Source organism: Marivita sp. (assembly GCF_017643905.1).
Lineage (GTDB): Bacteria > Pseudomonadota > Alphaproteobacteria > Rhodobacterales > Rhodobacteraceae > Marivita.
Genome location: NZ_JAEPMO010000014.1, coordinates 1 through 26,191, shown reverse-complemented (window position 1 = coordinate 26,191; position 26,191 = coordinate 1). Strand labels below are relative to the sequence as shown.

Sequence of the window (26,191 nt, the reverse complement as noted above, 5' to 3'; positions counted from 1 at the left end):
AGAAAGCGGGTGCATCGCACCCTGCAAACACGGATCGGAGAGAGCCATGCGCGCACAGGAGAAGATGGGGCACAGCTCGATGAGCGAAGGGTGGCGGGATCATACCAGCCCTGCCCAAGACCGAGTGAACTGGGTGATGGATGAAGTGATGTCGGGGCGGATGAGCCAGGCCGACGGGATGGTCGAGATGGCCCGCGCCCAGGAGATGATGCGCGAAGAAGCCCGCGCGCGCACCACCCACCCCGAACACCGCTGGGAGGACTGACCATGACCCGCCGCAAAACCACCAACCCAACTGCCCAGCGCGACGCCCAGCTCCTTGAGATCGCCCAGCGCCAGTTCCGCATCGAGACGCTGGAGACCCAGAACTGGGACCGGCTGGATTTCCACGATGTCGCCGTCTGGGCCATCCGCGCAGCACTCGAGGAAGCCTTTGAAGCCGGACGCCGCGCAGGCCCAGCCAACACCCAACCCTGAAAGGACATCGCCATGACCGCCATCACCACCATCCGCATCGACTACGCCGCGCTGCCCAAGTATCTCGAACGCTCGTGCCCTGATGCCATCGCCGGGGTCATCGAGGCCGAGCTGCGTGACGCGGGGATCACCGCGGAGGCCTCCGACGTGATTTCCCACATCAAGATCGAATTGCCGACCACCCAGCTTGCTGCTGCCAGCACCCTGCTGGCGAGCCTCAAGCTGATCTGAGGACGCGACGATGAGCACCCGCGCGCAGATCGCCATTCAGATCGGGCCCGAGGAATGGGCGCAGATCTATGTCCATTACGACGGTTATCCGTCGCACATGCTGCCCGCGCTGGCTCCTTGGACGCCCGAGGACATCCTCGTCGCCCGCGAAATCCGACAAGTCACTGCCGAGGCGCTGGACTGTTTCGATCCGCCCCGAGCGCCCCGCATCCTGCCGCGCCCAACTTGCGAACTGTCCCATCTCTACCTCTGGCAGGATGGGGCGTGGGTTGATGCGACGGCCTCTGCCGAGTGATTATAAAGCAAGGTTATTGCTCTGATTTTGCTACGTTAATCGGCCGTTCAGAGCGACTGTCATCGCACCAAAACGATGCAACTCACCTGAAAGGCCCGAGCCATGACCACCCCGACCGCCACCCTGATCGCCAACTTCCGCGCCGCCGCGGAAGAGATCGAAGCCCGCCTCGCGCCCAGCGCCTGCGCCACGATCGCCTCGCATAACTGGATCGTCATCGACGACTTCGGCCCCCTCAAATTCGAACTGACGCCCGAGGGCGGGAAGCATCGCGCGACCTGCACGGGTCATGGCAGCGCGCACAAGGTCAACCGCTTCACCCGTGAGGATGCCGAGCGCCTCGCAGCCGCCTGCAACGCCCGCGCCGCCTTCTGGGCCGACGCTGCGCTCGAAGAGGCAGCAACGCTACGCAGCCACATCGCCAAGCTCGAAGCCCTTAGCGCCGCCTGAGCCCCAACCGGCGGGGCCGAGCGCCCCGCCAGCCCCCATCACGAGGATCCCGACCATGACCACCCACCCCTACCTGCCAAGCCGCAACGAGGATTACGGCTTCTTTCGCACCCTGACCGTCTGCCCTCAGCGCGACCGCCGCAGCGCGGAGGTCTGGACGCTCGCCTCGCGCCTGATCGCCGAGGCCATAGGCGCCAGCAGCGAAGACGAGATGATCGGCATCCGCGACTTTCTCGACAGCCGGATCGGCCGCCATTTCGCCGACGATGTCGTCGGCAACATGACGGGCTGCAACATCGGGCTCGAGGCCGCCATCGCCTCCGCGATCCGCCGCTGGCAGGGCTGGCGCATCGATCGTGCCACAGAACGTTCTGAGGGTATCCCCGCAGGGCTGCCTTATCTGACCGGTTGGGTGCAGCACTTCGCGATTACGGCCGAGAGGGCCGAGAGCGACTGACGCAAACCCCGACATCCCATCACGATAGGAGGCCAAGATGCCCAAACTCACCGATACGCAGTCGATCATCCTCAGCCGCGCGGCCACGCGCCCCGACAATCTTGCGATGCCGCTGCCAGAAGGATTGGCTGGCGCGGCCGCGAAAATGGCGGTGGCCAAGATGATCGAACGCGGCTGGCTCGAAGAGGTCGAGGCCAATCTGCGTCGTGGCGACCCGCTCTGGCGCGAGACCGGCGATGGTCACAGCACCACGCTAATCGCGACCGAAGCTGGCCTTGCCGCGATCGGCATCGAGCCCGTAGTCGCGACGACCATGACCAATCTGCGCAAGGCAAAGCTGGAACTGGCATCGGCGGCAAAGGATCCCATCGAAACATCGCCCGATGCCGACACGTCGCAGCCCGTTGCCATCCGTACCGGTACCAAGCAGGCTCAAATCATCGCGCTCTTGCAGCGACCCGAGGGGGCGTCCATCGGCGAAATCGTCGAGGCGACGGGCTGGTTGCCCCATAGTGCCCGTGGTCTGATCTCGGGCGGGCTGAAGAAGAAACTGGGGCTGCCGATCATCTCCCAGAAGCTCGATCAGCGCGGCACCGTTTACAGACTTCCGGCCGCCTGACCCCCGCAACCCGCCCTCACCTCAGCCGCTCGAATAGCCTGCGCAGCGCGTAGCTGCGCAGAAGCGAGATCCCGGTGAAGATTGAGCCGATGGCAAGGTTCTCGCCAAGGCTGGGGTGAATACCAAACCATGGGAACACCACGATCTGCGTGATCACCGCCAGCACATAGCCCACGGCGACATTAGTGACTGCCTCGACCAGCGACAGCCGGCGGGATTGGGTCACGCGGCCAACCGCTGCGACTTGAGCGCTGCAAAGGTCTCGCCGCTGTCCAGCAAGACGGCCTCTTCGCCGGTGAAGGCCTGCCAGCGCTCGATGGCCACATCAACGTAAACCGGGTTCAGCTCCACCCCGTAACAGAGGCGCCCAGTCGTCTCGGCCGCGATCAGCGTGGTGCCAGAACCCATGAAGGGCTCATAGACCGCTTGGCCCGGGCTTGAGTTGTTCAAGATTGGGCGGCGCATGCATTCCACCGGCTTCTGCGTCCCATGAACCGTGGCTGCATCCTGATCCTTGTTGGCAATCTGCCAGAGCGTGGTCTGTTTCCGATCGCCCGCCCAGTGGCCTTTGCCCTTGGCGCGCACCGCATACCAGCAGGGCTCATGCTGCCAGTGATAGTCGCCGCGGCTGAGCACCAGCCGATCCTTGGCCCAGATGATCTGGGAGCGGATGGCGAAGCCCGCGGCGATCAGGCTGTCCGCAACCGTGGCCGCATGCAGCGCGCCGTGCCAGATGTAGGCGACATCGCCCGGGAAGAGCGACCAGGCCTCGCGCCAGTCAGCGCGGTCGTCATTCATCACCTTGCCGGTGCGCTTCGTCTTCGCGGCACCCGCCTGGTTGCGCCAGGACGGATCGTATTCCACGCCATAGGGCGGGTCAGTCACCATCAGCAGCGGCTTTACGCTCCCGAGAAGGCGCCCAACAACATCGGCGCTGGTGCTGTCACCACAGATCAGCCGATGCGATCCAAGCTGCCAAAGGTCGCCCGCCACCGACACCGGGTTAACCGGCGGCTCTGGGATGTCATCCTCGCCTTCGACAGCCCCGTCTTCGCCCATCGTCTCTGGATCCTGTAGAAGCGCATCCAGGTCCTCATCCGAAAAGCCCAGTAGATCGAGGTCGAAGTCTTCCGCCAAGAGCCCTGCGATCTCGTCGCGCAGCATCGCCTCGTCCCATTCGCCAAGCTCGGTCAGCTTGTTATCGGCGATGCGATAAGCGCGCCGTTCCGCTTCATCGAGATGGCCAAGCCGGATGACAGGGGCTTCGGTCAGGCCCAGTGCCCCTGCGGCCAGCACACGCCCATGGCCAGCAATCAACTCGCCGTCGTCGGCCACCAGGCAAGGAACAGTCCAGCCGAACTTCGCCATGCTGGCCGCGATCTTCGCAACCTGTGCCTCGCCATGGATCTTCGCGTTCTTGGCATAGGGGCGCAGCTTCTCGATCGGCCAGAGCTCAATCTGGCGCGGCGCAAAGACAAGATCCATTGGAAGGAAAGCTCACAGGCAGGGGCGAAGCATGCCGAAGCCAACCCCGAGGTCACGGGCGCGTCGGCAGTCACGATGTCAGAAAAACAAAAGCGCCCGCGAGGGTCTCCTCCGGGCGCAAATCTTCGATGTTTCCTTGATAGGTCAAGGGGGCTAGAAATGTCAATCCGTTTTCTGTTTTGAATCAATGGCTTCCTAAAGGGACGGGTGGATTCCACGAAAGGTGGCTTCCTTGGATTCCTCAGTGGAATCCACCTGAAAGGGCTCTGGGATGCGTAACCCTTTGATAATGAGTCAGGTTTTTGCGCGTCACGAAAGTACTGGCTTCCCGGTGGATTCCCCGGTGAAAAGGCCAGACGCTAGAAAACTTGCGCGCTGCGCCCCCCCGTATACGCAAAGGGCCAGGGAGGAACCATGGGAGGGGGTCATACCGCGCGCTTGACCAGCTTTGCCTGCCTCGGATCGTACAGGTAGTTCGCGATAGACCCTTCCTTTATCTTTTCGACGGCCTCGTTGACCGCGAAGAGTGGAACAAGAAACCATTCGCGCGGCAGAACAGGTCTCCCAAAACGATCCATGATCTCGATCTCGAGGCGCGCGGGCTCGAAAATCCGATGGATCAAATTCTCCAGCTTTGTCCTGTTGATATTGTAGAGCTCATAGGTTGCCACCACCTCTACATTCGCCATGAGAAACGTTGGCTGTAGCTGGGCGCCAGCGATCCGCTTTTCAACACTCATATTTGTGACGCCGATCTTGTGTACGAGGTCGCGGTTCTCGGCGACAAGTGGATGATCGGATTTGCTGCGCAGCACATAAATCGTCCCGCTTGCCTCGTCTCCGTCGATTGTCTGATCCGAAAAGAGCGGCCCTGCTGATGGGTCTGTGATCCGGCGTCCGGCGTCGTCCTTGTTCAAAGCGCGCTGAAGCGAGCGCATCAGCATGTTGCTTTCCGTGCCGTTGTCGAAAATGACCCTCAGACGTGCATCCGTGCGGCCTTGTTCATTGGTGATTGTTTCGCCCTTGGCCGCGACATAAGCTTTCTGTCCACTGACGATGAAGAAGCGTCCTTTTTCGATCTCGGCCTTCATCTCGAACGGTCGGGTCTCGCGCAAGCCGCTATCCATCTCTTTCTGGACCTGCTCGAACAAGGGCTTGAACGTCGCGAAATCCTCGCATTTCTCTCGGTTCGCCACTTCATCGGCGGCCTTTTTCTCAGCTGTCGACCGGACATGCTTCAACTCTGTGAGTGGTGACGTGGCAACTTCTACGCCCAGTTCAGCGAGGAGTGCGTCGTCATCTAGATCATCGGCGTCCCCCGCTAAGGGCGCAGAGGTTTTTGCAAGGAGACCTTGCTCGTCCAGTGGTGCAAGGAGGTCGCGGCACTCCTGCAATTCGCGTATCCGATCAAGACGCACGGCGTAGAGGCGTTCAAAGATATCACGATCCTCCCCGTGCTGGGGAGGCCGACCATGCTCCTCTGCAAATCGCAAAATTTCCTCAAAGCCTGCGATGATGCGCTCTTCGCGTGGTGTGCGGCTGAGCTGCTTCTTGACCTCGACCTCGACGCCAAGCTCAGCGAGAAGAGCGTCGTCCTCATCAGTGAAACCCTTAGCCATTGGCAGCCTCCTGCTTCATGCGCGCGAGATAGGCCACACCTTCGGCCATTTTCTTCTCCCACGGATCAAGCGATGTGATGGAAGGCAATCGGCCCCGCTCCTGCTTGAACTTGACAGCGCGCTTCGCCAGATCACGCGCCTCGTCCGAGGACAGTTGCACCTTTTTCGCCGAGATCACGGCCTGTACCTGCCGAAGGCTCTCCTCGCTCATCGTCTTTGCCAGGATCGAGTAGGCTTCGCCGAAGGGGTTGATCCGGTCGATCAAGTCAATGTCGAGTTCACGCACGTCCATTGCGAATTTGCGCACCCCGTCGATCAAGGCTGTGTTTCCCGTGGTCTGTATGTCATCGCTGCTCGACAGAGCGATCTCCTTCGCCTTCTGGGTCAGGTTGAGCGCGGCCACCGCATGCTGCCGCACGGCTTCCTGATCCTCGGCATCCAGCTCCGGGAACTTTGCTCCGACGATCTTGCCCATGCGAACCTGCGTCAGTTCCTCGGGTACCAGTTCCTCATCGAAGAGGCCCCGCTCGATCGTGGTCTTGTCCTGAACGAAAGCGGTGATCACCTCGTTGAGGTCTTCCTGGCAGATGCGCTTGGCTTCCTTGCTCTTGGGCTCTACCAGGCCCTTGATCTCGATCTGGAACTGCCCGCTGGCCTCGTTGAAGCCGACGTTCTCCTTGTTCGGATCATAGCCGCCCTCGCCGTAATCGAACCCTTCGACAGGGCCACTTTTCACGGTCTTGGGCGTGAAGTTGAAACGTGGGGCAAGAACCTGCTCCATCAGCAGGCTCGCGGCGATCGCTTTCAGCGTGTCGTTGACCGCCTCGGTCACGGCCTCGGCCGCGGCGTCGGGCTCCGCGATCAGGTTGGTGAAGCGCGCGCGCGTCTTGCCCTCGGCATCGCGGGTGGCGCGGCCGATGATCTGGACGATCTCGGTCAGGCTGGCGCGATAGCCGACCGTCAGGGCGTGTTCGCACCAGATCCAGTCGAACCCTTCCTTCGCCATCCCCAGGGCGATGATGATGTCGACATGGTCGCGGTTGTTCTTCTGCGCGGGGTCCTTCAGCGCAGCGGAGACCTTGTCCCGCTTGGCCGGTTCATCATCCACCAGATCGGCGATGCGCAGCACACGCCCCTCAGGCGTCTTGACCAGTTGAAACCCGGTGGCGGGGTCGGTGCCCTGCCAGTCACCCAGAGCGTCGATGATGTGCTCGACCTCGCGATGCTTGTCCTTCGTGCTCTCGCGTGAGTTCACGTTAGGGATGTGCAGGATCGTCTTCTCGGCTGGGTCCAGCACCTTGAGGATGTCGTCCGCATAGGACCCGGAATAAAAGAAATACCCGATGTCGAGCGACTTAAGGTATTTGTAGCCGTTCAGCTGCTCGTAATAGGTGTAGGTCACTGTATCGAACCGCGCCTCGTCCTCGGGCGACAGAACGGCCTCGGCATCTCCGCGGAAATACGATCCGGTCATGGCGACCAGATGCACCTTGTCGCGCGCGACCAGTGCGCCCAGGTGCGTGCCCAGCTTATTGTCCGGGTTGGCCGAGACGTGGTGGAATTCGTCCACGGCGATCAGGCGATCGTCAAAAGCCTCGATCCCGAACTTGTCCACGGCGAAGCGGAAAGTGGCATGGGTGCAGACTAGCACCTTGTCGCCGCTGGCCAGGAACTTGCCGACGGCTCCGACCTTGCCGTCATCTCCGCCGGGGGCATTGCACAGGTTCCATTGCGGCTGGACGGTCCAGTCGGTCCAGAAGCCGTACTTGCTCAACGGCTCGTCGTTGAAGCTGGACCCGATGGACTTTTCCGGTACTACGACTATGGCCTGACGCAGGCCCTGATTATGCAGCTTGTCGAGCGCGATGAACATGAGCGCCCGGGATTTGCCCGAAGCGGGGGGCGACTTGATCAGCAGGTATTGCTCGCCGCGCTTCTCATAGGCGCGTTCCTGCATCGCCCGCATGCCCAACTCGTTCGACTTGGTCGAGCTGCCATTGGCGGCGTATTTGACGGAGACGGAAGGTACGCTAGACGTGTCAGCCATCTTGATCGCCCCTACGACTCGAATATTCTTTTAGGCTGTTCGCGACATTATCAAAGACAGGGTTAAATTCCTTGATCAGTTTTTTCATCCCCTTTGCGATAGCCTCTGCGTCGCTGATGTCCTCTATCGTGGTGTTGTTGCGATTGAAAAACTTCGAATATTTCGCACCCGGCTTGGTGGCATCAGCGCGAAACTTGATGCGATCCTTGGTTCTGCCTTGTGCACAATGCTTTATGCTTTCGATTAGGTCGGTTCGGGCCTCCGCGTCGGCAAGAGGTCCAACTTCGGCATAGAGAAAAAGGCCGCCCTGCACGCCATCAGGTTTAGTGTTCAACTGTAGCCAGCATATGACTGGAAAGCCGGCCCACCAATTTTCGCAGCCTATCCACGGCTTACTTGTTTCATCACCCAATGCATCCAACCAGGTTGTGGGCAGGAAGCTGAATATACGTTGGTTTTGTGAATGATACATGACGCTAGCGTCTAAACCGTGAACAGGTAGCTTATCACCGTATTCCAGGTTTTCTCCAAATACGATCTCTGCAGCGACCATGAATTCCGTTGAAACGCCGTGCTCCATGATGAAATCGAGGGCCTTTTTGTGTGTTCGGTAGAGCTGTCGCGCGATGTTGGCCATGACCTTCTGATCGTCACTCATATCAGTAGCCTCTCTTATAACATCCAAATAGTGTTCGAGGAACTGCCGAACCTCGCCGCCCATCCTGCCTTCACGTGCCGTCATAACTGAAGAAAGGATTTCGCATATCTCTGAATATTTCAGAGCAACATACTGATCCGCTGCATCGTCGTTAGGCGCTTCATCGTGCAGTGTGAGAAAAATACCTTGGTGGGTGAAAGCCTTACCAGCATCCATTGCATCTTTTTTCGCGCGCTCAAGATATTTGGAAAGCTGTCCGTCGCTCTGCTTGCTATGAAACTTATTCTCGATAACGAACGCCCAGCCTTGCGAGGGCGAAATAACAAAAATATCCATGTCGCGCTTTTCGCGCTGAATTTCGGCATCTCGCAGATCTGCTTGAGAGACGTCTAATGCCGATAATTTTGCGTTCTTTGATCCAACAAGTGCTTGCGCCAGAAATGCGCGTAGGAATTCGTCATCGAAACCATGGTTTTCAGTTGGGTCTAGCAACCATGCAAGTATCGCAGAATGCCGTATCTCCATGGATTGCATGCGCATAACGCGAATTGGATTGAAGCGGTTAAGGTAAGCTGAAATTCGATCAAGCTCACGGTTGTTCACGAACAAGGCTTCGAAGTCACCCGGCGTGGCGTTGTTAGGGTCTGCATTCTTATTCATGCGCTTACCTTTGTCGTCATCTTCGTGTACATCTCGAACAGTTTTTCCAGCCGTTCGGTGTCGTTGCGGAAGCGGCGGCCGATGTAGATGCGTTCCAGCACCTCGTCGTTGTGGTCATGCGCAGCGCGCAGGTTGGCGGGCATTTTTTCGGGGTCGTAGAGGTCGGCGATAGTGGCGGGGAAATGCGCCTCGCGGGCCAGAAGGATGCCTTCTGCCGCCGCCGTCAGATCGGCGCGGTTCTTTTCGGTCAGTTTCGGGACCGGGAAGGCATTGTAACAAACCCCAGACGAATACCGGAAGTCAGACTTCATTCGGCCAGCTGTCAACTTGACCCATGCTGTGTGCAATCTTGTCTGTAGAACAGCGAACACATACAAGGGAGCGTCATAGACAGCCTGCGCCGCATCCGAAATAATAATGTCAGGCTCTAGAAGGCCCGCAGGAAGATACTCGCGGCGTTCTGACGACACTCTTGGGACGATAATAGTTGAAGTCTTTCCCAAAATCCGCCGCTCAAAACGATGCGGCGTAGCATAACCGAGCTTTCCGCGCTCACTCCCTGTTCGCCTATATTCTTTAACCCGATCAAGCCTCTCTAGGATAGGTGGTATTGATTGTGCTAGAGGCACCTGATCGTCACCAATCCATAAGCAGTAACGCTCGATTCCATTAATAAATTCCTTGGAGCCTTGTATCTTTCTTATTAGCGGCTGGGCCTCTTGATATTCGCTCAAAAGTTGAATCTTGGCTTCTGGATCCAACATGAAATTCCCGAGGTCACGGGGAATATTACCTGCAACCATCTCTGGAAGACCATTAACAGGTTCGGCGTGCTTCTGCACAATAACACTCGGCCCATCAACGAGATAGGCGTTTATGTTCTCTGCGACAGTTTGATGGCAATCATCATAGATTTTCTTGGGAGAATTCGCATTTCCCTTTGGCGCAACTCCAACAATTACACAAATCACATTGGCATTGTTGCTGGCGTTGTTCGACCAGTAGAAGCTCCGATGTGCAAAGAAAATTTCTTGACCATTTTTGAAAACTGGAGGCCAAATTATGGGGACTTGCACCCCCTGACATATGGAATTTGTAGTCACAAATGCAAATAAACCATCTACGTGTTTGATGTATTCTGATGCTTTCCAAATCCAGCCAACGACATAGTCGACAGCTTTTGCATTCTTCATGCCAACTGCCAGATTGGCTAGGTCGCTCTTGTGCTCCAAGCTCTGATATTTGTCGCCTACGTAAGGCGGGTTCCCGCAAATATAGGTCTCGCCCCCCTCGTTCGCGAAATCGATCTGCGCCTGATCCAGCGGCGGCATGAACAGGTCGTCGGCCTGGAACTTCACCCCCGTCCCCGTGGGCGGGCAGACCGACAGCCAGTCCAGCCGCAGGGCGTTGCCGCAGGTGATCCAGTTCTGCGCGTCCAGCGGCAGGAATTCGGCCAGCGCCTCTTTCTGGCCGCGATAGGTCACGTCGCATTGGTATTCCGCGATGATCAGCGCCAGCCGCGCGATCTCGGCCGAGAAATCCCGCAGTTCGATCCCGCGATAGTTGGTCAGGGGAATGTCGGTGCGCCGCTGCGGCTCGCCCCGCCGCTTGTTGATCTCATACTCGATGCTGCGCATTTCCTTGTAGGCGATGACAAGGAAGTTGCCCGACCCGCAGGCGGGATCAAAGACGCGGATCTTGGCCATGCGTGCCCGCAGATTGGCCAGCTTGCGCGCGTTGTCGCCCGCCGCCTCCAGTTCGGCGCGCAGGTCATCGAGAAAGAGCGGGTTCAACACCTTCAGGATGTTCGGCACCGAGGTGTAGTGCATGCCGAGGACCGAGCGTTCCTCCTCATCCGCGACGGCCTGGATCATGGACCCGAAGATGTCGGGGTTGATCTGCGTCCAATCGAGGCTGCCGATATGGGAGAGATAGCGCTGCGCGATCTTGGAAAAGCGCGGCACATCGGTACTGCCCGAGAACAGCCCGCCGTTCACGTAAGGAAAGGCATCGGCCCAACGGGGCAGCCTGGCCTCGGCGCGCTTGGCGATGGGCGTGTTCATCGCACGGAAAATCTCGCCGATGACCTGATGTGTGTTGGACCCGTCGCGGTTGGCCATCTGGTCGATGGTGGCGGTGAACAGGTTGTCGCTGACAAAGATGTCGGTGTCTTCGGCGAAGAAGCAGAAGATCAGCCGCGCCATGAAATGGTTCATGTCGTGGCGTTTGGAGGCCACTCCCCAGTCGGGGTTGTCCTTGATCAGTTCGACATAGAGCCTGTTGAGACGGCTGGTCGCGCGGATGTCGAAGGCGCTTTCGCGGATCTGCTTGACAGTGGAGATGCCGGCGAGCGGCAGGAAGAAGCCGAAATGGTCGGGGAAATCGGTGTAGCGGCAGGCGATGGTTTCGCCTGTGGTGATATCCTCGGCCTCGAGGTCGATGCCATCGGTGGCGAGGATGAACTTCGCCTTTGCGCGGGTGGTGGCAGGGCTGTCGCGCAGGGCGGTCAGGGTCGCCGCTATGTCGCCCGGGGCGCAGGTCGCAAGGTGGATGTTGTTGGTCTGCAGGACGCCGCCGAGGTCGGATTTGTTCGACGCGCCGGTACGCAGGCGCTTGATCGTCGTGTCCTTGTTTCCGAAGGCCATGAGGAAGGCATAGGGGAACTCGGCCGCGTCAAAAGGCTGCTCGGCGAGTTCGGAAACGGCTTGTTCGATTTCAACGGCGTTCATGCGGCTGTCCAGGGGTTGATCAGGTCGATCTCGCAACCCTCGAAGTCAGGCGTATTGCGCGTGGCGACCGTGGCGCCGCAAGCGTGGGCAATGGATGCAATCTGGCAATCGGCTTGGGCAATCGGTCGCCCGGCGGCGCGACGTGCGGCTGCTATGGTGGCGAAGGACTGCGCGGCGTTGCTGTCGAAGGGCAGAATGCGCCCGGCCAGGTCCTCGCGCAGGATGCGGTCCACAGCTTCAACCAGCGCGGCGCGGCGCTTGCCGCTCCCCATGATCGCGAGGCCGTAGCGCAGTTCTGCCTCAGATATCGAGGTCAAGTAGACCTTGAGCCCGTCCTGAGCGGACAGCCAGTGTTCGACCATTGGCTCCGGGGCCGGACGCAACAGCTCCGAGATGACATTCGTGTCGAGGATGATCATGCGTCAGGCCTAGTCAAACGCGGGCGGTTCACGCATGGCTTCACGCTGCGGAAGGTCGAGATCAACGCCACCCAGAGGCGCGACCCGTGCACGGATGGCCGCGGCAAGATCGTGAGCGGGTTTTGCTTGCCCGACAACCTGACGCAGAATTTCGCGGGCCTCTTCCTCCATCGACCGACCATGCTCGGCCGCGCGAACGCGCAAGCGGCGCTTTACTTCGTCATCAAGGCTACGAATCGTGATGCTTGCCATGGTCTCCTCCCTGCTGCTTGCTCAAAGTAAGCTGTGATTGCATTGCAATCAAGTGGGATGCGATCAAGTTTGCCCGACTTCCAGGGCACCGAAGCGTGAATCTATCTTCGCGTTTGCGGTGTTAACCAAGGCTGCGTTTTCGGCTGTGTCGCCGTGAGCTCGACGTCTCGCAGGAGCCTGCTTGCCGTTAGGCCGTCTCTAATCCAGCCCAGCGCTTCGCACCAAACCTGATAGGCGCGCCGAGCAGCTTCAATCTGGCTGGCATCCGGTCTGAACATCACGGGACATGCTCGAACCTCGACGCTACGCCATTTTCCTTTCACCAGAACGCGCTCAGTTCCAACGACGGTGCTGACTGCGCGATCACCATGTCGGTTTCGTTTTATGTCCACGGGCACGCAGCGCGGCACGGCCCCCGGCATCCAGTCTGGCGTCAGCCCAGCGCGAGCGAGCTCTGCCACGCGGATAGCCATGCGCTTCCCGCCGAGGTGGTCGGGCATGCCTGCGACAGTGGCTGCAATGACCTCGGCGTCCTCATGGACGTAGCTGCCAATCTTGTACTGGCCGCCATCAACCTTGCAGCCGAGGATGGCGCGCTGCAGCAGTACGTATTCGAGGCCAAAGCCAAACCCTTGCTCGCGCTCGGGATCGGGTGGCTCTGGCAACTCAAGCTGGGCATGCTCTACCCGGAATGCCCATTCTAGTGCCTGCTGAACCGACATGGACCGCTTCGGGCGGCTTGGCCCGACCCGCCCAGCGCGTGAATGCAAACTGCGATCGTGTTTCATCTGATGCCCCGTTCACGGAGGCGCTCGGCCGTCACGAGGCCACGGGCAAGCATCACGTCGCGCATAGAGTTCGAGATCGCGCTCACGGGAAGGTAGCGATCAGAGTTGACCATCTCGGCATAGAAGACCGGCAGGTCTGTAATTGGGCGGGTTTTCTGCGCAGAGGCCGCCTTTGGCCTGCGCCGTTTTCGCGACGCATCATCCACCTGGCGCTGGGCGGCGCGCTGCATGACACGGTCCAACGCCTTAGGGCCGTCGGGAGGTTCGGGGTGTTCCTGCCGCGACGCCCCTGCCACCTCGAGGATGTCGGCCTCACTCAACCCGAGGTCCGTTTGCCATCTCCGAACATGCTCACGGGGTGGCCAGCCCTGCCACCAGCCGGGCAGGGGGCCGTCAGGGTCGAACCCCAGTGCCGCAAGCAACGATCCGAAAAACTCCTCGCCGAGGCCGTCACGCGCTTGCGCGCCCTCCTCCTCCTTTACTGGTTTACTTACTGGTTCTCTTACAAGGTTACTGTCCGGATTTCGGACACGGCTCGGGGCTTTTTCCGGACACGGGTCGGGGTCAAAATCGGACACGGCTCCGCGTCCGGATTTCGGACACGGGGTCAAGTTATCCATAGGAGATGCGCCGATTTCGGCAGCGATTTCCGGGGGCGCGAACGGCAGATCGTTCTGCACGTCACCACCATGTCCGGTTTCCGGACACGGAGCTGGCTTATCTTGGGTAAAGCCCGGCTCGAAGGCCAAGATGTAGCGGGTCGGCATCTGCCGTTTGTTGCCGGGATTGAGGCGTTGCACGCGACGGATCAGGCCAGCCGTCTCAAGCAAGGTCAGATGCTCGTTCAGCGTCGATCGGCTGATTTCGCAATCATGAGCAAGCTGCTCCTGGGAGGGAAAACAGCCGAAATCCGGATTGAAACGATCACATAGATGCCAAAGCACGATCTTGGTCGTGGGTTTCAGACCGCGCTGTTGGATAGCCCAGTTGGTTGCGGCATGGCTCATGTCGCGCCCCTCCGTGACTTGCCGACGTCAAATTCTGACGTCGACGAGATAGAAGTGTTGACCACACGGGTTGTGAACCCGTGATCTGCCAGCGCGCCCAGCGCATCATCAAGCGAGCGCACAAGCGCCCAGCCGAAGCCTTGGGACAGCACCGCATCACGAAACACCTCTTGCGCTGGACTGAGGCGGCCCTTGAGGGATTTCAGCTCGAGGAAAAGGACTTTGCCGTCACACAGAATGATCAGGTCGGCAAAGCCGGGGTGGACGCCCATGCCAACCAATATTGCCTGCCGCTTGGCTCCACGCGGGCCGGCCTCGGTCACCTCATTTGCACCGTGATGGATGATGGCGCTCTTAGGTAGGGCAAAGCGCAGCGCGGTCACGACAGCGCGCTGCAGGTCTGCTTCGGGTGTGCCGCGTCGCTTCATGAGCGGCCCTCCCGATCTGGCGCGGGCAGGCGCCCGGGCGTTTTGGCATCGAGCACGACAAGCAGGATGCGCGCGTCCTCGCGCTCCTCGGGGGTTTCACCATGCTGGACCAACACATTGCAGGCGAGCCGAACGAGATAGTCGGAATGGTGAACCATATCGACCACCACCATGCGCGCCTCACGCCGGCGCTCGTCAATCCACTCCTGGCGAACACGATCCCGGGCGCGGGGCTTGCGGAAGGGAAGGGGAATGCTCATCGGCGTCCCCTCCGCTGCCGAATGGGCTGACTTTGCTCTCGGCTCAGCAGCCATTGTTCGACGCTGGTCCGGCGATAGAATACTTTCCGGCCGACCCGCATGCAGGGCGGTCCCTCGCGCCGCGCTTCCCAGCGCGACAGGGTATCCGTCGTGATCATCAACTCTTGGGCCAGCTGATCCCGGCTAATCCAGTCCGCAAGCAGATTGAGCGGCGTAGTCTCGTGGTCGAGCGTCATCGTCTCCGACATTCCTGATCTCCTTGTTTCAATCCCCGTTAGGACGGGCTGGGAGAATCGAAGCAGAGGTTGATGGGCGGAAACGAGGCGGAAGGTGGAATTGAAGGCCAAGCCACATTCCACCCCTTATTTTATTGGTATTTTTGTAGGCTTCAGGCGACGCCAGAGCGGCTTCCATCCCGCTTCCCGGAATTTTCCAAGGCAAATTCCGGCGTTTTGTTCGGGGCGACGGGTGCGTAAAGCCCCAGAGAATGGATGTATGCGGATTTCACCGTGCCGTCAGGCGCGGCTCTCTCTGGAAGCGGCTGCACATCTTTTCTATCTGATGGTTGGCCATGCTATCACGGCAAAGATGGGAAATCATCGCGGCGATGGCCGTCCACCATGCGGCGCAACTGTTCAGGGGCGATCACTTCGACCGTGTCGCCCCACTTGTAGAGATGCCAGGCCATTTCCAGCCAGCCAGCAGCCTCAAAGCTGACGATCAGCCCACCATCATCATCGTCCTCGATGGTCTGGTTGGGATGAAACACGTAATTGCGTGCTGCCCGTGCTGCTTTACTGCTGAAGCGCCAGATCACTGTTCCGAACTCGGTTTCGGAGTGAAAGGATTCGAATGCGCGCGCCACGTGTTGTTTGAGATCAAACCCTTGTTTGCGCTGAAAGCTGTCGTTCAGCCGGCGAGCGTTCAAAATCCGATCTACGCGGAAGTTTCTGATGCGTTCATCGGCGGCCAGATCACGGCACGCCAGGTAGCAACGGGTCCCGAAGAGCACTCCATAGGGCTCGACGGTGCGCAGGCGTGGCTCGTCGTCCAATTCTGCCAGATATGTGATCTCCAGTCTGAACGGCCCCTTCAAGGCAAGATCGATGATTTCGAGGATTGCGGGATCGTAGGCCGTGCTGGGCCCTGGTCGACAGGCGTGGCCACGCGCCTGCAAAGTGGCCTCGGCATCCGCCTCTGCCCGCACGACCTCGCTTGTGGAATGCAGGACAACCAAGCGATCGCGCAGGGCGGCCAGCGCGCGGGCTTCGGTTATTGCCCCTTCCCGCTCCGCGCGGCGAATACTCATATCCAGCGCAGAGAGTTCGTCGTCCCGAATGCCTTTGAGATGCAGAAGTCGCTCGCCCCCGGCTAGTGACCATCGCTTCGGCTCGCCCCTCTTGCCGCCAGACACAACAACGCTCGGAAAGGCCTGTGTAAGGGCCTGTGTCATGCGCTGTGCGCTTCGAAGTGTCACGCCGAAGGTCTGCTTGATCTCCTCGAGGCTTACGCCGTCCTCGCGCGCGGCTGCCATGTCAGCGAGGCGCAGAAGCTCGTGGGTTTTGGAAAAGGGAACATATTTCATTTGGGTGCCAGAATTTTACGCCCTATTGAGTGCATTTTCCTCCAGCTTTCGCAAGCTGTTGGTGGCGGCATGGGCGATTCTCACGATCCCCACGTACATCGTTCTCGCAATCCACCCACGCGTGTCTCACCGCGGCGCGCGGACCTTGGCGCGTAAACTGCGCAAGGGGGCGGTGGGCCGAGACGTGCGCGCCGATGAGGTCACGGGAACATGGAGGAAAGGATCAATGACTGCGACACCAAGTACGTTTTATTCGATTATGGAGCTGTCTATCCGCTGGGATCACGGCGTGCACAGAGTTGTGGACGCAGCAATCCTCGGGCAGCTGAGGGTGGTCACGGGCATTTCACCCGTCGACTGCGGCCTGCAGCGCATAGGAGGCCTGGTCCAGGTCAACATCGCCGACGTCCTACCCATGTTTCGCCGCATCGGCCCGAGCGAAGAGACAGCCACGCTGCGGCGCATCGCGCCCTATGAGGGGGGCGACTGGATCTACATCACCGATCCGGCCGAAGGCATTTTGATCCGCAGCAACGATCTTCTCGTCCCCGGGCAAGACGTGCAGCGTTATGAGGATGAGCGCGATCTCCTGCGCCGCAGTGCGCATTCCGCAGGTGCAACGCCGCGCTATGACTGGGACGCGATGTATGCATGGCTTTTCAAACGTATCAACGATTACGGGGTTCCAGAAAGCCAGGCGGCCCTCGTGGGCGAGGTGCAGGAATGGTTTGTCCGTAACTCGAAGTCGGGCAAAGTCCCCGAGGACAGCACGATCCGTAAACGGATCCTGATGATCTGGCGGATCCTTCGGGGCCGGAAATAGCGCCCAGCGCCAAATCACGCTGAGCGCTGGTCCTGATCGGCATCGTGCACTAGCTGTGGCCGCGGCCGGAAGATGCTGGCCACGCTGTCCACGCCTGCACGCAGGGGTGACTCCATCAAGTGGGCATAGCGCTGCGTGGTCTGCATCTGGCTGTGGCCCAGCAGGCGTCCGATGATCTCGAGTGACGCACCGCCGCTGACCAGCAACGAGGCGAACGTGTGACGCAGGTCATGGATGCGGACGTCGGGCAGGTCGGCCTCTCGCTGAACCATGAGCCAGAAACGACGGATTTCGCGGACAGGCTTGCCCACGGCGTCACCGGGGAACAGCCAAGGGTTGCCGCGTGGTACGACAAGGTGGCGCTGCCGAACAATCGCCACCACGTCCTGCGAAATCGGGACGCGGTGGATCTTGCGCTGCTTCGTTGTTGATGCCGGCTTTGACCAGATGGCGTAGTCGAGGTTGAACTGCTCGAACCGTGCCTGCCGGACCTCTCCGACGCGTGCGCCAGTCAGCATGCACATTCGGATGATCGAAGCGGCGCGCTGATCTTCAGCCTTGTCGAGCACCGCTGCAAGGCGGGTCAGCTCCTCAGGCGACAGGAAACGCTCCCGGGCATGTTCAATGCGCCGGTGAAACCCTTGCGCTGGATTGTCAGACCGCCATTCCCATTCCATGGCTAGGGTGAACATCTTGCGCAGCACTTCCCCCATTCGGTTCGCGCGGATCGGGGTGGGCTTGTGGCCCTGAAGTTTCCGGGCCCGATTGTTGGGCTTCTGCTTGCAGGGCCGCGGGCGGCCCTCGGCCACGAAATCCAGAAACTTGGCCACATCGGATTTGGTGATGTCGGTCACCAGCCGGTTCCCCCATGCGGGTTCGACCATTTTCCGCAGCATGGAAATCTGATCGCCGGCGTTGGTCGGGGATAGCTTGGGCAGGTGTTCCCTGATGTAGCGGTCGATCATGTCGGTAACGCGTGGGGCTTCACGCAGCTCCTCCTTGGCCGCCAGTGGATCCTCGCCCTCATCGATCATGCGGCGCAGCTCGCGTGCCCGCTCACGCGCCGCCGTCACGCTCCACTCCGGCCAACGCCCGATCGTCAGTCTGCGCTGCCGTCCGGCGAAGCGGTAGTCCAGCGTAAAGGCGCGGTTGCCGGAGGGTTGTACCTTTGCTGCCAGCCCACGGATTTCCGTGTCGAAGATCTGGTAGCTGTTGCCTTTTTGCGGCTCCGCATCGCGAAGGATTTTTTCGTTCAGTTTCAGTCGGTTTGCCATCCCTTCTGCTCTCCTTTCTCGTCTGACACAGGCGTAGATCAGCGCCTCTATCAAGTCAGAGCATGGGGCGGGGAGCGGAAAATAGGCGGAAGGTGGGGTTGAACGGGCGGGTGAATTCCGTTCTGTTGCATGACTGGTTTGGCGAGGGTGGTGTGCGATTAGCCCAGACCGGACCTTTGTCAACCGCATGGCCGCAATGGAATGGCGTCACTGAACCTATCATTCGCCGAGCAGGCAAGATCAGAACTTGGCGATGGCGAGCAAGATAAACGAACCGTTTGGATAGCCCTCGATACCGAATCGCGCGACAATGAAGTGTTGAATTTCATGTCGACGGTAGAGAGTCTGTTTGCCTCGATCGCCCCTCCGGGCGAATCGGCCTCAATCCGCCGCGTATCAACAGCGCGCTAGACTGCCCCCTGGTCCCTGAAGTCGTGTCAGACTAATTGGAAATGGCACTGTGAGATGACATAAGGTTCCTGAAGGCACCCGCAGTGTGGGTGGGGATCAAGAATTGATGACACCGAAGTCAGAAATGAGGTCAGGTTCGAAAATTTTGGTATTCAAAATTGATGACATAAGCCACTTAAATGGCTGTATACGTCATCAGCGTTGATGACATAGGGTGTTCTCGGAAACGAGGAGAACAAAATGTCCATAAACCCAGACACCCTCAAGCAGCTGCGTAAGGAGCGAAATCTCTCCCAGCAAGCCCTCGCGGAGCGGTGTGAACAGATCAATAGCTCTAGGGTCAGCAAGCGGACCATCGCGCGCATCGAAACCGGCGAGACCCCGCCGGACCGCGTGCGGGCGCATACTGTCGAAAGCCTCGCGAGGGCATTGGATGTTACATCCGAGGCGCTTGGCAAACCTTCTAGCGAGGTGAGCGACGAAGACTGGAAGAAGAGCGGCTACACGCCCATCAGGGTCCTGCTTCCGGATGCGGCGCGCCAGAACTACCGGTGGGTGTTACACCATTACGAAATCCAATTTCACGATCTTGTAGAAGCCGCGCCGTGGATGTTCACTCTGCTTGCAGAGATGAGCCTTGCAGAAAGGCGGCAACGGCTGGCTGCGGCTGGCGAAGCCTTTGAAACGGCCATGAGCCAGCTGCCCGGACATCTGAGACACGGCAATAACGCACGTAGCGATTTTGAAAATGCATGCATAGACGAGGAACGCTCGCTGGCCAGTCGAGACATATTTGGCAACGAGATTCTCGCTTCTGCGGAAGGCAGTCTCGTTTGCGATCCGTTTGACCCGAACGAGGGAAACCCGTTCGTTGGTTTCCTGACCGAACTAGCGGAAAAGGTAGACCGCGCCGCAATCGACTCTGAACACATCGAACTGCCCTATGGCGGCGGTGTGCCAAGATGGCCCGTCTTCGAGAACTGGCTCTCCGATCTCACTGGCGGCGACTACTGGGCGGGGTTCGCGATGAAGAACGTCCGCGTTGGCATCGCCGACATGCCGGAAGATCTGAAAGCCGTTGAAAAGACGCCTGAGCGGGTCGCATGGCTGATCGACAAGATCCCGCCCGAGGTTCGCGAAAAAGAGGAAATGAGCAAGGCTGAGCGGCGAGCGAAATTTTCGGAGATCAAGATATGACCGCCGTCTCGCTCACCCCACACGCCGAGGCGCGGTTGCGCCAGCGCGGCTTGTGCGATGCCGGTCTTGATCTCGTTCTGGAACTCGCGAGCCCCGTCGGCCCCGAAGAATGGATGATGACCCGCGAGGACGCCTCGCAGGAGATCAGCCGCTTAAAGAAGCGGATCCAGCATGTCGAGCGGCTCAGCGGAATGAAGGTCGTCCTCCGCGGCGATGCCGTGATAACCGTGTACCGCTCTGACCTAAACGATCAGCGCCGTACCCTGCGGCGCGGGAGGGCATCGAAATGAACACGACCATTTCTTCTCCGATGATGACGGTCAGGCTCCGCGAGGCAACCGTCGCGCTTTTGATGGCTCAGCGTGCTCATGATCGGGAAACGCTGGACTCGGTCGTCGCTCGTCTAGCTGGCGCCCCGGCCCCAACTGTGGCGCCTCCACCTATTCCAGTAAGAGCTGCGCCCGATGCGGTGGTTGAACCGCTGCGGCAAGACCGCGGCAACAAATACGGCGTCGTTGTTCTCGGCGAGACCTTAACGGCCCCAACACTTGGCAAGATGCTCAGGAAGGTTGTCGATGCGCTGGAATCGATCGATGCTGCTGCCATCGAGCGACTGGCAACGATGTCCTCGCGGAAGCGCGCCTTTGTCGCCCGGACCCAAGATTCGGTACATCCCGGCAGACCTGACCTGCCAACCCTTGAGACGTTTTCTGGGTGGTGGGTCAGTGCAAATGTCGGAACCGCTGATATCGAGCGTGCGCTGCGCGCCGTGTGCGATGCGTCGGGCTTACACTACGGGCGCGACATCAATTTCTTGGGCAAGGTAGATCAGCATCGCCCCAAGGCTTAGTCGCGCGTGCCTCTTCGCATCAGAGCAGAGGTGAAAATCGGCTCTGTTACGCGGTTCTGGTACTATAGCACCGCGAAATTCCGTAGGCGCAGCCGGTGCCTCCTTTGTTAGATTTGGCGCTGGCGATTTCAAAAACGTTGAAATCAGAAGGTGATGGACCACTTTCTCACTCGGTTCTTGCCAGAAATTCAGTGTGTCAGAATGTGCTGCGGTATGCAGCTTCTCCAAAACGGCTATTCTATGTGATTGCACAATCAGTTTTCCGATGCGCGATAGCTACTCGGGAATTTCTGAAAGGATTTCAGTGATCAATTCCGCGAGGTCATACCCTTCACGCACATAGATTACTCGGATACCATGGCGTTTGCATAACTCAAGTTTTTTGCGGTCGCGCTCTACATTTTTCTTGTAAGCCTCTTCTCCTCCAAAAAAATCTATTGGCCGGTCGTGCTGTTCTCCCTGGTATTCAACGGCTATGCCTCGGTCGGGCATAAAAACATCAAGATGTTGCCTCCCAAGCCATTTGGGCCTGCCGTGCTGAATAACCGTTTCATCTGGAAAGGCATCCCGCACTTCGTAGAACAATGCGGTCTCAGCTACCCATCCTTCGCCAACACGGGGGATATCGCGCTCCTCTCTGAATGTATTTTCAGCCTCTCGCATCAATCCAACGCACAGCTTTTCTGCGCTTGGAGAAAGACTGAAACTGTAGCCAGGTGGAGACTTAGTAAGCACGTGGCTGGCGTGCCCATCGAATAGCGACATCCCGTGCGGATGAATGTATGCATCCTTTGCCCATTCTGTCAGCAGGTTACGTCCATCGTGCATTTGGAGTTGTTCAACCTGTGTCTGAAGAAAAGCAACTACATTTTCGATATTGTCACGTCCAAATTTTGTAAATTTCGGCCCAAAGAGAGTTGCGATATCTAGCCCTGAGACCAGCCCGCCCAATTCAAATTTGAGGCTCAAAATTCTGTCAGTCTGCGCGGAGTTTCGGCTTCCCAACAGGGGCTGGGGCTTTGTTTGCAACGCCCGATCTAGTTCACCTAAGCCTGTGAACGCATCCCCAGCCCAAAACCGAAAGTAGAATTTCTTTTCATCGGGCGCCACTTCGGCCAACCTCAACAGCTGATCGGCCCCTTCTTCCCACTTTTTGCGTTTCTGCTGTGTGCTAACGTCCGCCAGATCGTAAAAAGAGTTTTTGTCCTTAGTCGTAGGCAATGCCGAGATTATCTCGTCAGCCTTGCTAAACAGCTCGTCAACCGGTGTTCTGTCTTCCATAAAAGTCTGCCTTAATTTTAGACTTATCAGTCGTGAAACGCACGGCAAACGCCTGCTTTCCGTCCTTCGTGACGATGCTTCCCCCGTGCAATCATGCTTTCGGTCAACGTCTGGTCAACCGGTGAACGCAGTTTTGGCTACATTGTGTGCTGTCTGAAGGCGCTGAAATCCGACAGAAAACGACGAAAAGCGTTGTGCTTACAAAGGCTTGTCGCCTAATGGATTGAAATTGAAAGAATAAGTGGAAACAGTATGTTGCGGCTCATAACCTGAAGGTCGTAGGTTCAAATCCTACCCCCGCAACCATATTCCATAAATAAATCAAACTCTTGTCCGATGGTAATCTGATACCCCAAGATATTTTGCGGTTTACGTCAACGCCACGTCAACACCGCTCCAGAAAAACAACATTCGTCGACAATCGCGTGCGTTCGCATACGGCCCACGCGCACTCGCCGACATTCAACCCTCCCAAAATCGACGTTGGCCGCTTCCATGACGGTTACCTTATTCAGTAAATGTGGGGTTTTGATCTGATCGAATCTCATCGTTTTCACCGTTTACGATAAATTTCAGTGAAAGCCCCATGGGGTCTCCATCCTTGTATAAAGCGGAAGGGTGAAGCTGTTGGTCAATAGTGAGAGATGATCTGGGCCGCCTAACCCGCGAGGTCCGGAGCGATCGGACTATTAGCCTTGAACAGTTAGCGCTGCTGACAGGTATCTTTGCACCTGCTTTGTCCGAAATTGAAAATGAACAGCGTGTTTGAATGCCGGCCGGGTGGGCATTGCAGAGCGCGCCGGACAGTTGCGATCAGTAGGCTACGATGTCGAAGAATAGCAGTGACCTCATGGTGCGCTTGGGGGAATCGCCCTTCTTGTCACAGCGCCATGTGATGTGTAGATTACCAAGTCATACTTGAGGCTTCGCTATGACAGTCAAAACCACGCTCAGTTTCACAGATCGCCATCATCGTTTCCTGACTGACAAAGTAGGTGAGGGCGTCTTCGCCTCGCAGAGCGCAGCTGTAGCGGCAGCGCTTGAACAGATGATCCGGGATGAAGAAGAGCGCGGGATTGCGCTTGATGCCATGGCAGATGAAATCCGCGCGCGCATGCGAACACCAAATGCGGAATATGTAGATCCCGAGGACGCCTTTGCGGCGGCGCGCGCCCGTATCGGCGTCGTGCGGCAGGGATGACATATCGAATCCGGTTTCACCCGGCTGTCGCGGATGACTTGGCATCGATCGTGGAGCTGATCGCCGATTACGCTGGGCCGGAGGCGGCCGAGCGGCGGCTTTCAGAGATTGAGGCCGTAATTTCCAGTCTGGCTGACACTCCTCTGAAAGGCAGCGTTCGCTCAGAAATCGCTCCGGGTCTTCGCGCGATACCGGCAGGACGCAAGGCGGTCATTGCCTTTACCGTCAACGAGGCCGAGCGCGAGGTCTTGGTGCATGTCATCGGTTATGCTGGTTCGGACTGGATCGCGCGCAGCACCGCGCGGGGGCGTTAGGGGATGGCGAAGGCAGCAGCACATAAATGGGCGTTCAAGCCGGGCATGCGGGCGGGCACTTACAGCTGGCGGTCATCGTCCAAGGCCATTGAACGTCTGAAATCCGCAAGCTCAGAAATTCGGGCTGTTGCACGGGTCGATCCTGTGACAGCGGCAGAGGGTGTCATAGTGCTTGCGGAGCGCATCTGGCGAGCCTTCGAGCATATCGACTCGTCGTCGGGCGCGCTAGGCAATGCCGTGCGCCGGACGCTCGAGGAATTGCTGCCGGTACTCATCGATGCGCCCGCTGATGAAAAAACTCGCGCGAAATGGCTTGAACAACTGCGCGAGGCGATCGAAGACGACGGTGTGGATTATCTCGCGCCGATCGCAGACCGATTTGGCCAAATCGCAGCTTATCCTGCGCTGATGAGCCTTCACGCCGACCGGGACCTCGAAATGATCGAGGCAGCTTGGTCCGACCACATGCACTTTATTCATGTGCCAACGGGGACGCTGACGCTGTCCTGCTTGTTAGAGGCTGGGCGGTATGACGAGTTGCTGGAGCTTCTTGAGCGGAAAAAGACACGCCTCTGGTTTGATGAGAAATTTGGTGCCGAGGCACTGCTGCGCCAAGGACGCGAGGATGACGCTCTTGCCCGTGCTGAGGCATTGCTCCTGGATCAGCGTCGACAATGGGGCCATGTCGAGATTGCTGCGTTCTGTGAACGCATTCTCGTAAGTCAGGGCCGCGAGGAAGAAGCCTATCGCCGCTTTGGCCTGCCCTCGGTCTCGGGCAACACCTATCTCGCGATGTGGCGCGATCTGGTGAAGCGTTACCCCGACCTCGACGCGCGCCGAATCCTCGAGGATTTGATCGACACGCATGGCACGAAAGGAAAGTGGTTCGCCGCCGCGAAGACAGCGCGGTTCCTCGATATCGCGCTTGACTGTGCCGCACATCACGATGCGGCACCTGCGACCCTGATCCGCGCAGCACGGGACCTGAAACTCAAGGAACCGGGCTTCGCAATGGCGGTCGCTTTGCAGGCCATTCGGCATCTGCTCGAGGGCCGTGGGTATGAGCCGAGCCCGATCGACATCGATGAAGCCGTTGAGCACCTGATGGTAGCGGCTGCGCGTCTTGACGAGGTGGATCAGGCGCGGCAAGCGCTTCAGCGAATTGCAGGGACCGCGCTTTCGGCGGGGCTGATGGTCGAAAGGCTGGCGTGGAATATTGCGGCCCTTTCGGAAGCAGATCGCGACGGCTGACGCAGCTAGGCCGCTAGTTTGCCGCCAAGCCACTCATCCAGCTTCGACCAGCGCCGCCGTGCCGAGATATTTTTCGCCAAGATCGCCACGGCCTTCGTCTGGCAAACGCGAACGATAAGCTTCTTGCCCGGTGTGATCCCGGTATAGATCTGGTTGCGCTGCAGCATTGGGTAGTGCTGTGTCACGACTGGGATGACCACGGCGGGATATTCCGCCCATCCCTCTTGTAGAGGGTCGTGTTATAGGCTGGGACCAGCGTGTCGTAGAGTGGTTTCGCGATGCGAAGAGACAAAGAATTGCACGCATGCATGCTCAACCAAAAATGCTGCACCGCAGAAAATCCTTGCAATGCTGCGCTGCAGCAAATATGCCTTGAGCATCACCAAAGGACAGCGGGGTGGACCCGCCGAGCAAAGAAGGATTTGCGACAATGAATAAATCGACAGACATGGCGGCGACCCTCAAGGAGATGATGGACGCGTTCCCGGTTGATACAAAATCGATGGAAAATGCATACAAGAACTCGCTGGCCCTGACCGAAAAACTGTCTCACGTTGCCATCGAAGCAGCGGACAAGTCTGCTGAAATTTCCCAAAAATGGACCAAGGACACGCTGGCGAAACTGGCTGAGATGTCGAAAGCCAAAGCAGAACCGGCTGATTATGCGCAGGCGATGAGTGATTACGTATCGGCCCAGGCAGACGTCGCAACCGAGAGCATGACTGCCTTCGCAGAACTTGCAAAAAAACTCCAGATGGAGACCTTTGAGCTCATGATGGCTGCCAGCAAGGATTTCTCGGGCGAAGCGGCGACTTCTTTCAAGAAAGCATCCGCCGACGCGGGTAGCGCTGTAAAAAAAGCGGCAGCTGCTGTCTGAACTTCACGCTATCGGGTGTGGCACTGCACCCAGGTTTTGAACCACTATTGTACGGTCGGACTCCCAGGGGTCCGGCCGTATTTCGTGACCATGGTGAGGAACGATCGGACTTGGAACGGATGTGCAAGCGTTCACCTCATATTCGAACATTATCGCGTATTGATATTGACGCCTACCAAGGGGTCTTCCGCCAACCATTCATTCAGTTTTGAACACCTCTGGCGCCCCGCCACATTTTTGACCGCG

At 58.6% G+C, this 26,191-nt stretch carries 33 protein-coding genes; 16 read left to right on the top strand and 17 right to left on the bottom strand.

Translation table 11 applies throughout. The features are described 5' to 3' along the window. Nucleotides 1–46 precede the first annotated feature (46 nt). The 7 genes from JJ869_RS03700 (at nt 47) to JJ869_RS03670 (ending at nt 2,529) form a co-directional block, all read left to right on the top strand. A complete protein-coding gene (locus JJ869_RS03700; protein WP_116904226.1) occupies nt 47–265 on the top strand; it encodes a hypothetical protein in 219 nt (72 codons plus the stop codon). 2 nt (nt 266–267) lie between these two features. Next, nucleotides 268–477 (top strand): hypothetical protein, encoded by a 210-nt coding sequence (locus JJ869_RS03695; RefSeq protein ID WP_292264634.1) that lies wholly within the window; start codon nt 268–270, stop codon nt 475–477. A 12-nt stretch (nt 478–489) separates the two neighbouring features. Then, on the top strand, nt 490–708 hold the full coding sequence (locus JJ869_RS03690) for a hypothetical protein (RefSeq protein ID WP_292264633.1): 219 nt from the start codon (nt 490–492) through the stop codon (nt 706–708). A 10-nt stretch (nt 709–718) separates the two neighbouring features. Then, a complete protein-coding gene (locus tag JJ869_RS03685) occupies nt 719–1,003 on the top strand; it encodes a hypothetical protein (protein WP_292264632.1) in 285 nt (94 codons plus the stop codon). Between the two features lie 102 nt (nt 1,004–1,105). Then, complete coding sequence (locus tag JJ869_RS03680; RefSeq protein WP_292264631.1) at nt 1,106–1,453, top strand: hypothetical protein; 348 nt, start codon at nt 1,106–1,108, stop codon at nt 1,451–1,453. 55 nt (nt 1,454–1,508) lie between these two features. Then, the gene (locus JJ869_RS03675) at nt 1,509–1,910 is read left to right on the top strand and encodes a hypothetical protein (protein ID WP_292264630.1); all 402 of its coding nucleotides are present in this window, start codon (nt 1,509–1,511) and stop codon (nt 1,908–1,910) included. A gap of 37 nt (nt 1,911–1,947) precedes the next feature. Then, on the top strand, nt 1,948–2,529 hold the full coding sequence (locus JJ869_RS03670) for a DUF3489 domain-containing protein (protein ID WP_292264629.1): 582 nt from the start codon (nt 1,948–1,950) through the stop codon (nt 2,527–2,529). A 16-nt stretch (nt 2,530–2,545) separates the two neighbouring features. Here the strand turns inward: JJ869_RS03670 and JJ869_RS03665 are convergent, their stop codons facing one another. From JJ869_RS03665 to JJ869_RS03600, 14 genes are all read right to left on the bottom strand, one after another. Beyond that, nucleotides 2,546–2,755: a hypothetical protein gene (locus JJ869_RS03665; protein WP_292264628.1), complete on the bottom strand. Its 210-nt coding sequence runs from the start codon at nt 2,753–2,755 to the stop codon at nt 2,546–2,548. Beyond that, entirely contained in the window at nt 2,752–4,014 is a 1,263-nt protein-coding gene (locus JJ869_RS03660) for a site-specific DNA-methyltransferase (protein ID WP_292264627.1), read from the bottom strand. Before JJ869_RS03660 ends, JJ869_RS03665 begins: the two co-directional genes overlap by 4 nt. A 425-nt stretch (nt 4,015–4,439) precedes the next feature. Then, entirely contained in the window at nt 4,440–5,633 is a 1,194-nt protein-coding gene (locus JJ869_RS03655) for a GIY-YIG nuclease family protein (protein ID WP_292264626.1), read from the bottom strand. Continuing rightward, nucleotides 5,626–7,680 carry a pseudomurein-binding repeat-containing protein gene (locus JJ869_RS03650; RefSeq protein ID WP_292264625.1) on the bottom strand — a complete coding sequence of 685 codons (2,055 nt, stop codon included), beginning with the start codon at nt 7,678–7,680 and terminating at the stop codon, nt 5,626–5,628. The genes JJ869_RS03655 and JJ869_RS03650 overlap by 8 nt, the downstream gene beginning before the upstream one ends. Then, entirely contained in the window at nt 7,673–8,998 is a 1,326-nt protein-coding gene (locus JJ869_RS03645) for a PD-(D/E)XK nuclease family protein (protein ID WP_292264624.1), read from the bottom strand. Before JJ869_RS03645 ends, JJ869_RS03650 begins: the two co-directional genes overlap by 8 nt. After that, complete coding sequence (locus JJ869_RS03640; RefSeq protein ID WP_292264623.1) at nt 8,995–11,727, bottom strand: DNA methyltransferase; 2,733 nt, start codon at nt 11,725–11,727, stop codon at nt 8,995–8,997. The genes JJ869_RS03645 and JJ869_RS03640 overlap by 4 nt, the downstream gene beginning before the upstream one ends. Next, entirely contained in the window at nt 11,724–12,146 is a 423-nt protein-coding gene (locus tag JJ869_RS03635; RefSeq protein WP_292264622.1) for a type II toxin-antitoxin system VapC family toxin, read from the bottom strand. Before JJ869_RS03635 ends, JJ869_RS03640 begins: the two co-directional genes overlap by 4 nt. Before the next feature lie 9 nt (nt 12,147–12,155). Next, the gene (locus tag JJ869_RS03630; RefSeq protein ID WP_292264621.1) at nt 12,156–12,398 is read right to left on the bottom strand and encodes a plasmid stabilization protein; all 243 of its coding nucleotides are present in this window, start codon (nt 12,396–12,398) and stop codon (nt 12,156–12,158) included. Nucleotides 12,399–12,499: 101 nt separating this feature from the next. Continuing rightward, the gene (locus JJ869_RS03625; protein ID WP_292264620.1) at nt 12,500–13,186 is read right to left on the bottom strand and encodes a hypothetical protein; all 687 of its coding nucleotides are present in this window, start codon (nt 13,184–13,186) and stop codon (nt 12,500–12,502) included. Beyond that, on the bottom strand, nt 13,183–14,193 hold the full coding sequence (locus JJ869_RS03620; protein ID WP_292264619.1) for a helix-turn-helix domain-containing protein: 1,011 nt from the start codon (nt 14,191–14,193) through the stop codon (nt 13,183–13,185). Before JJ869_RS03620 ends, JJ869_RS03625 begins: the two co-directional genes overlap by 4 nt. After that, complete coding sequence (locus tag JJ869_RS03615) at nt 14,190–14,621, bottom strand: VRR-NUC domain-containing protein (protein WP_292264618.1); 432 nt, start codon at nt 14,619–14,621, stop codon at nt 14,190–14,192. Before JJ869_RS03615 ends, JJ869_RS03620 begins: the two co-directional genes overlap by 4 nt. After that, on the bottom strand, nt 14,618–14,881 hold the full coding sequence (locus JJ869_RS03610; RefSeq protein WP_292264617.1) for a hypothetical protein: 264 nt from the start codon (nt 14,879–14,881) through the stop codon (nt 14,618–14,620). The genes JJ869_RS03615 and JJ869_RS03610 overlap by 4 nt, the downstream gene beginning before the upstream one ends. Next, on the bottom strand, nt 14,878–15,129 hold the full coding sequence (locus JJ869_RS03605; protein ID WP_292264616.1) for a helix-turn-helix domain-containing protein: 252 nt from the start codon (nt 15,127–15,129) through the stop codon (nt 14,878–14,880). The genes JJ869_RS03610 and JJ869_RS03605 overlap by 4 nt, the downstream gene beginning before the upstream one ends. Nucleotides 15,130–15,458: 329 nt before the next feature. Continuing rightward, the gene (locus JJ869_RS03600; RefSeq protein ID WP_292264615.1) at nt 15,459–16,466 is read right to left on the bottom strand and encodes a WYL domain-containing protein; all 1,008 of its coding nucleotides are present in this window, start codon (nt 16,464–16,466) and stop codon (nt 15,459–15,461) included. Nucleotides 16,467–16,692: 226 nt separating this feature from the next. Here JJ869_RS03600 and JJ869_RS03595 point away from each other — a divergent pair, with 226 nt between their 5' ends. After that, nucleotides 16,693–17,289, top strand: a complete 597-nt coding sequence (locus JJ869_RS03595; RefSeq protein WP_292264614.1) for a hypothetical protein — start codon at nt 16,693–16,695, stop codon at nt 17,287–17,289. Nucleotides 17,290–17,303: 14 nt separating this feature from the next. On the opposite strand, the gene JJ869_RS03590 is transcribed toward JJ869_RS03595, so the two are convergent. Then, nucleotides 17,304–18,563: a site-specific integrase gene (locus JJ869_RS03590; RefSeq protein WP_292264661.1), complete on the bottom strand. Its 1,260-nt coding sequence runs from the start codon at nt 18,561–18,563 to the stop codon at nt 17,304–17,306. Between the two features lie 201 nt (nt 18,564–18,764). Between JJ869_RS03590 and JJ869_RS03585 the strand changes: the two genes are divergently transcribed. From JJ869_RS03585 to JJ869_RS03570, 4 genes are all read left to right on the top strand, one after another. Beyond that, on the top strand, nt 18,765–18,974 hold the full coding sequence (locus tag JJ869_RS03585) for a hypothetical protein (RefSeq protein WP_292264613.1): 210 nt from the start codon (nt 18,765–18,767) through the stop codon (nt 18,972–18,974). 240 nt (nt 18,975–19,214) lie between these two features. Continuing rightward, the gene (locus JJ869_RS03580; protein WP_292264612.1) at nt 19,215–20,171 is read left to right on the top strand and encodes a helix-turn-helix transcriptional regulator; all 957 of its coding nucleotides are present in this window, start codon (nt 19,215–19,217) and stop codon (nt 20,169–20,171) included. Then, nucleotides 20,168–20,461 carry a hypothetical protein gene (locus JJ869_RS03575; RefSeq protein WP_292264611.1) on the top strand — a complete coding sequence of 98 codons (294 nt, stop codon included), beginning with the start codon at nt 20,168–20,170 and terminating at the stop codon, nt 20,459–20,461. The genes JJ869_RS03580 and JJ869_RS03575 overlap by 4 nt, the downstream gene beginning before the upstream one ends. After that, on the top strand, nt 20,458–21,021 hold the full coding sequence (locus JJ869_RS03570; RefSeq protein ID WP_292264610.1) for a hypothetical protein: 564 nt from the start codon (nt 20,458–20,460) through the stop codon (nt 21,019–21,021). Before JJ869_RS03575 ends, JJ869_RS03570 begins: the two co-directional genes overlap by 4 nt. Before the next feature lie 276 nt (nt 21,022–21,297). Here the strand turns inward: JJ869_RS03570 and JJ869_RS03565 are convergent, their stop codons facing one another. Further along, nucleotides 21,298–22,302, bottom strand: a complete 1,005-nt coding sequence (locus JJ869_RS03565; protein ID WP_292264609.1) for a hypothetical protein — start codon at nt 22,300–22,302, stop codon at nt 21,298–21,300. 931 nt (nt 22,303–23,233) lie between these two features. On the opposite strand from JJ869_RS03565, the gene JJ869_RS03560 reads away from it, so the two are divergent. Genes JJ869_RS03560 through JJ869_RS03550 form a run of 3 tightly spaced genes read left to right on the top strand, consistent with a single transcriptional unit; the run spans nt 23,234 to nt 25,068 of the window. After that, on the top strand, nt 23,234–23,503 hold the full coding sequence (locus JJ869_RS03560; protein WP_292264608.1) for a hypothetical protein: 270 nt from the start codon (nt 23,234–23,236) through the stop codon (nt 23,501–23,503). Next, nucleotides 23,500–23,817: a type II toxin-antitoxin system RelE/ParE family toxin gene (locus tag JJ869_RS03555; protein WP_292264607.1), complete on the top strand. Its 318-nt coding sequence runs from the start codon at nt 23,500–23,502 to the stop codon at nt 23,815–23,817. The genes JJ869_RS03560 and JJ869_RS03555 overlap by 4 nt, the downstream gene beginning before the upstream one ends. Before the next feature lie 3 nt (nt 23,818–23,820). Then, nucleotides 23,821–25,068: a hypothetical protein gene (locus JJ869_RS03550; protein ID WP_292264606.1), complete on the top strand. Its 1,248-nt coding sequence runs from the start codon at nt 23,821–23,823 to the stop codon at nt 25,066–25,068. 5 nt (nt 25,069–25,073) lie between these two features. Here the strand turns inward: JJ869_RS03550 and JJ869_RS03545 are convergent, their stop codons facing one another. Next, nucleotides 25,074–25,235 (bottom strand): hypothetical protein, encoded by a 162-nt coding sequence (locus tag JJ869_RS03545; RefSeq protein ID WP_292264662.1) that lies wholly within the window; start codon nt 25,233–25,235, stop codon nt 25,074–25,076. Between the two features lie 263 nt (nt 25,236–25,498). Here JJ869_RS03545 and JJ869_RS03540 point away from each other — a divergent pair, with 263 nt between their 5' ends. Further along, a complete protein-coding gene (locus tag JJ869_RS03540) occupies nt 25,499–25,945 on the top strand; it encodes a phasin family protein (RefSeq protein WP_292264605.1) in 447 nt (148 codons plus the stop codon). Nucleotides 25,946–26,191 lie beyond the last annotated feature (246 nt).